General features: G+C 71.0%; 6 protein-coding genes. 1 reads left to right on the forward strand and 5 read right to left on the reverse strand.

Features of this window, described 5'->3' with window-relative positions:
• The 5 genes from NBX02_RS00250 to NBX02_RS00270 all read right to left on the reverse strand — a co-directional run.
• Positions 1-514: DUF2637 domain-containing protein (locus NBX02_RS00250; RefSeq protein ID WP_250289454.1), on the reverse strand; the 514-nt coding region annotated here is incomplete at its 3' end.
• Positions 514-864, reverse strand: a complete 351-nt coding sequence (locus NBX02_RS00255; protein WP_250289456.1) for a hypothetical protein — start codon at positions 862-864, stop codon at positions 514-516. The genes NBX02_RS00250 and NBX02_RS00255, both read right to left, overlap by 1 nt.
• On the reverse strand, positions 861-1,127 hold the full coding sequence (locus tag NBX02_RS00260) for a helix-turn-helix domain-containing protein (RefSeq protein WP_250289458.1): 267 nt from the start codon (positions 1,125-1,127) through the stop codon (positions 861-863). The genes NBX02_RS00255 and NBX02_RS00260 overlap by 4 nt, the downstream gene beginning before the upstream one ends.
• The gene (locus NBX02_RS00265) at positions 1,124-1,738 is read right to left on the reverse strand and encodes a hypothetical protein (RefSeq protein WP_250289460.1); all 615 of its coding nucleotides are present in this window, start codon (positions 1,736-1,738) and stop codon (positions 1,124-1,126) included. Before NBX02_RS00265 ends, NBX02_RS00260 begins: the two co-directional genes overlap by 4 nt.
• A complete protein-coding gene (locus NBX02_RS00270) occupies positions 1,728-1,937 on the reverse strand; it encodes a hypothetical protein (RefSeq protein WP_250289462.1) in 210 nt (69 codons plus the stop codon). The genes NBX02_RS00265 and NBX02_RS00270 overlap by 11 nt, the downstream gene beginning before the upstream one ends.
• A gap of 424 nt (positions 1,938-2,361) precedes the next feature.
• On the opposite strand from NBX02_RS00270, the gene NBX02_RS00275 reads away from it, so the two are divergent.
• Positions 2,362-3,123, forward strand: coding sequence for a GntR family transcriptional regulator (locus NBX02_RS00275; RefSeq protein WP_250289465.1), 762 nt, complete (start codon positions 2,362-2,364; stop codon positions 3,121-3,123).
• Positions 3,124-3,914: the final 791 nt, after the last annotated feature.

Genomic DNA, 3,914 nt, shown 5'->3' on the forward strand with positions numbered 1-3,914 from the left:
CCGCTGGCCCGGCCACCCGCGCAGGGGCGGCCACGGGTGGCGCGACCACCGGCGTCACCCGGGCCGGCGGGCCATCCGTATCGGCCGTGGCCTCGAGTGCCGGCCGCGCCTGGTCGGCCGCCGCGTGCCGGACATGCCGCAACGCCAGCTCCAGCGCGACCGCTAGCGCGACCGGTGCCCACAGGCCGATCAGCCGGCCGGTCCACGTCGGCTCGGCGTGCGCCACGTTCGCGGCCACCGACGCGCCGATCCCGAGCGTGACCGCGAACCAGGCGGTGGCCCGGCCGCCGCGCCGGTTGGCACGGGCATCGGCCAGCAGCACCAGCGCGGCCACCGCCAGCAGCCCGTCCACGGACAGCGGCAGGATCGTCGAGGACAGCCCGTCCTCGCCGTGGCGGGCGGACAGGTCGCGCATGTGCCGGTACGAGACGACCGCGGCGACCCCGGCCACGACGGCCAGGCCGGCACCGACCAGACGGCTGATCCACTGATCGGCGCTGATCTTCGTACCCATCACCGGCCGCCCTTCTTCTTGACCTTCCGGCGGCGGGCCAGCTCCGCCTTCTGCGCGGGGGTCAGCGTGGTCGACTCCCGGCCGGTGAGCCGGTCCCGCGTCGTCACCCCGTCCGCGGCCGTCGTCTTCGACGTCCGCTTCCTACCGATCAGGTTCCTGATCTCCTTGGCCGATGTGGGGATCGTGACCGCCTTCGGGCTCTTCCGCGCACCACGCTCGCCGGTACGGGCCCGCGGGAAGCAGACCGGGCACGCGAACCCGTCGAGAACGCCAGGGACGGTCGCCGCGTCGACCGCCGGCCCGCCGTCGGGATCGACGGCCAGGGCCACCCGCAGCCGGGTGGCGCTCACCGGGCACCCCCGTCCGGGGTGAGCAGGGCACGCAGCCCCGCGGTCACGACGTACACCCGGCCGCCGATCCGCCGGACCGGCAGCGCCCCGGCCTTGGCGTAGCGGTACGCCGACGCCCGGGAGAACCCGAGAACCTCCGCGGCGGTCTCCACCGAGATCAGCGGGGTGAGCCCGGCCAGCGGGTCAGGTGTCTCCCCGGCCGGGCCGGCGGGAGCAGCAGCCGGGCCGGTGGCCACGGTGCCGGCCGTGGTCGGTGTGGTCATCGGGGGTCCCCTGTCGAGGCGGGAAGAAGAGCGCGGGCGGCGGCGATGCCGTCGGGGGTGGTGAACCGGGTGCAGATCCGGACCTGGACGCCGGTGATCGTGGTCGTCACGGACAGGCCGACGGAGCGCGGGGTGTCGTAGTCGACGGTCAGCGGCAACCCGAGCCGGCCGGCCACCGCGGTCAGGCCGGCCAGGATCACCGGCGCCTCGTCGGGTCCGCCGGGGGCGGTGGCGCCGAACACGTCGACGGACAGCGATGGCCGGTGGCCGGAGGCGAAAACGGTCAGGTGCAGCCGGGCACCGGTGGCGTCCACCGCGTCCCCGACCGCGGCCAGCAGCTCAAGCCCGGCCCGCAGCGCGGCGGCCTGCCGCCGCGCGGGAGACGAGACAGACCGGGCATCGATCGTCGCAGCGTGCGCCATACCGGTAGCGCCGTCAGCGTCGCTGCCACCGCCGGTCTCGGTCGGGACGGTCGGGGACTCCCGCCGGGGCACCGGCCGCACCGGCTTCCCCTTCCCCACGACCGGCACCGGCGGGTCCACCGCCGCCACCGCGGCGTGCAACGCGTCCCGCACCACCGCTTCCCGCACCGCCGCCTGCTCACCGGCCATGACGCGCCTCCCGCGACCGCGGCGTCTCCAACGACAGCTCTTCCGACTGCTGCGACCCGAACAGCGCCACCCCGACCGGCGCGGTCAACGCGGCCTTCACCACCGCCCGCCGCGTCGGCGACGGCGCGTCCAACCGCTCACCCCGCCGCGGCCGGGCCACCTCGGTCACCACGTCCTTCGCCTTCTGCCGCCGGCTCACCGGACACCACCCGACGACTTCGCACCATCGACGATCACAACCCAGCGGTCCGGCTCCGGGTCGTCCGGCAACGTCGGCCACGGACGATCCCCACCATCCACGGCGAACAGAACAGAAAGCGTCATCACACGCCCTTCCACCAGCCCCCGGCCGCAGCCGGCGGGCACGCCAACAACAGGCGTGGAAGGCGTCCACGAGAAGGTCAGACGCTGTACGCTCGAAGAGCGATCATCAGTCGCGTCTGGCCCGGTGTGGGTTGCCTCCCACCCGGGCCTTCTTCATGTCCAGAAGGCCCAGCCACCTCGACGGGTTGCCTCCCGTCTCAGCGTGGCTCGACAGTAGCAGCATGCCTTAAGGCATGTCCACATGCCCTAGGGCATCTTTTGAAAGATCTTTTGTGGGCATGCTCGATATGGTCTAGGGCATGTCCACGCCAAGCCGCCCGCCATACACCCGGATCGCGGCATCGTTGCGGGACAAGATCGAAGCAGGTGAGTACCCGCCGGGCAGCCGGCTCCCCTCACACCGCGAACTCGCCCGGACCTTCCACGCCGCTCAGGAGACGATCCGTCGCGCGATCGCACAGCTTCAGACGGAAGGGCTGATCGAAACCCGAGGCCAGCACGGAACCTTCGTCCAGACCCGGCCGTCGGTCCGACGCATCACAACCGACTTCTACCGGCGGCGCCCGCCAGGCTCCACGGAGTCAACATCCCCGTTTGCTCGATCTGCCGCCGCGTCGGGCGGGCGAGCCTCCTGGGACCACGAGACGACGCGCGAAACGGCAGACGAACAGGTTGCCGAACGGCTCGCCATTCAGCCCGGCGAGCCGGTGACTGTGACGCGATACCTCTACCGCTATGACGGGACCCCGATCCAAACGGCCATCTCGTGGGAGCCCTCAGCCCTCACCACGGGCACGCCAATCGAGCTTCCCGAGGAAGGCGCAGCAATCGGCGTTGTCGCACGCTTTGATCTGATCGGCCAACACATCGACTCGGTAGAGGAAGAGATCACCTCGCGGCCACCGACAGCCGACGAGGTGAGAGCGCTCGAACTGCCTCCGGGCGCCTCCGTCCTCTCGATGAGGCGCACTTACCGAGTGGGTGACAAGCCGGTCGAGACTGCGGACATCGTCATGGCTGGCCACCGATCCGTGCTCTCCTACCGTCTCGCCGTGACCTGAGACAAAGGTTCGGATTACCACTCTTATCACTTTTTGTAACTTATCGGATGCTTTTGGTGTCGTGAGTGACTGTGCCAACTTTCCCTACTTGTTCAAGCGCGGCCCTGCGGGCCGCAAAGACCACGGGGCTCCGCCCCGAACCCCGGCCCTCTCTCTGGAGGTGGGTCGAATACGTGTTCGTTTCCGGTGGTGGGTGGGGGCATGTCCGCTGATCACCTCCGCCGGACGGGCACCCCGAGGGCTACCCCGGAACCTCCCGACCGCGCAAGGGCCGGCGGCAAAGATCGAACTCGAGTGGGGATGCGGCCCTTGCCCGGCCGGGAGAACCCGGGGTAGGGCGAAGCCTGCCCGACCGACGGAGGTGATCAGCTCAGCCCGGAGTCTGGCGAAGCCGTCGCAGGCGGCCGGGATCGACGGCTCGGCCGGGATGTCGACCAGGGCACGCCGTGCCGCGCGGGGCCCGTCCGTCCGCCGCGCCGCGAACTGCGCGTGGCGCCGGGGGCGCCATGCTCGCCGGGCGCGTCGGACGGCCACCCACCCGACACGGCTGCACGGGACCCGAGCCACGTGCACGGAATCGTGAACGGAACCCGACGCGACCGACGGGACTATCTGTGATCGTCTGCTGCGGACACCGACTGACGAATGCGACCAGTTGGATGAATGGGACGCACCCGCCTGGTCACCCAGTGTCAAAATGATCTGATAAGGAAGAGGCCGGTGGTTCAAGTCCACCCAGGTCCACGGGCTGGCTTTCCTTGCTCGCCGCCCGTTGGGCGGCTTCGCTGGGG

The organism is Protofrankia sp. CiP1_Cm_nod1 (genome assembly GCF_920888515.1).
Classification (GTDB): domain Bacteria; phylum Actinomycetota; class Actinomycetes; order Frankiales; family Frankiaceae; genus Protofrankia.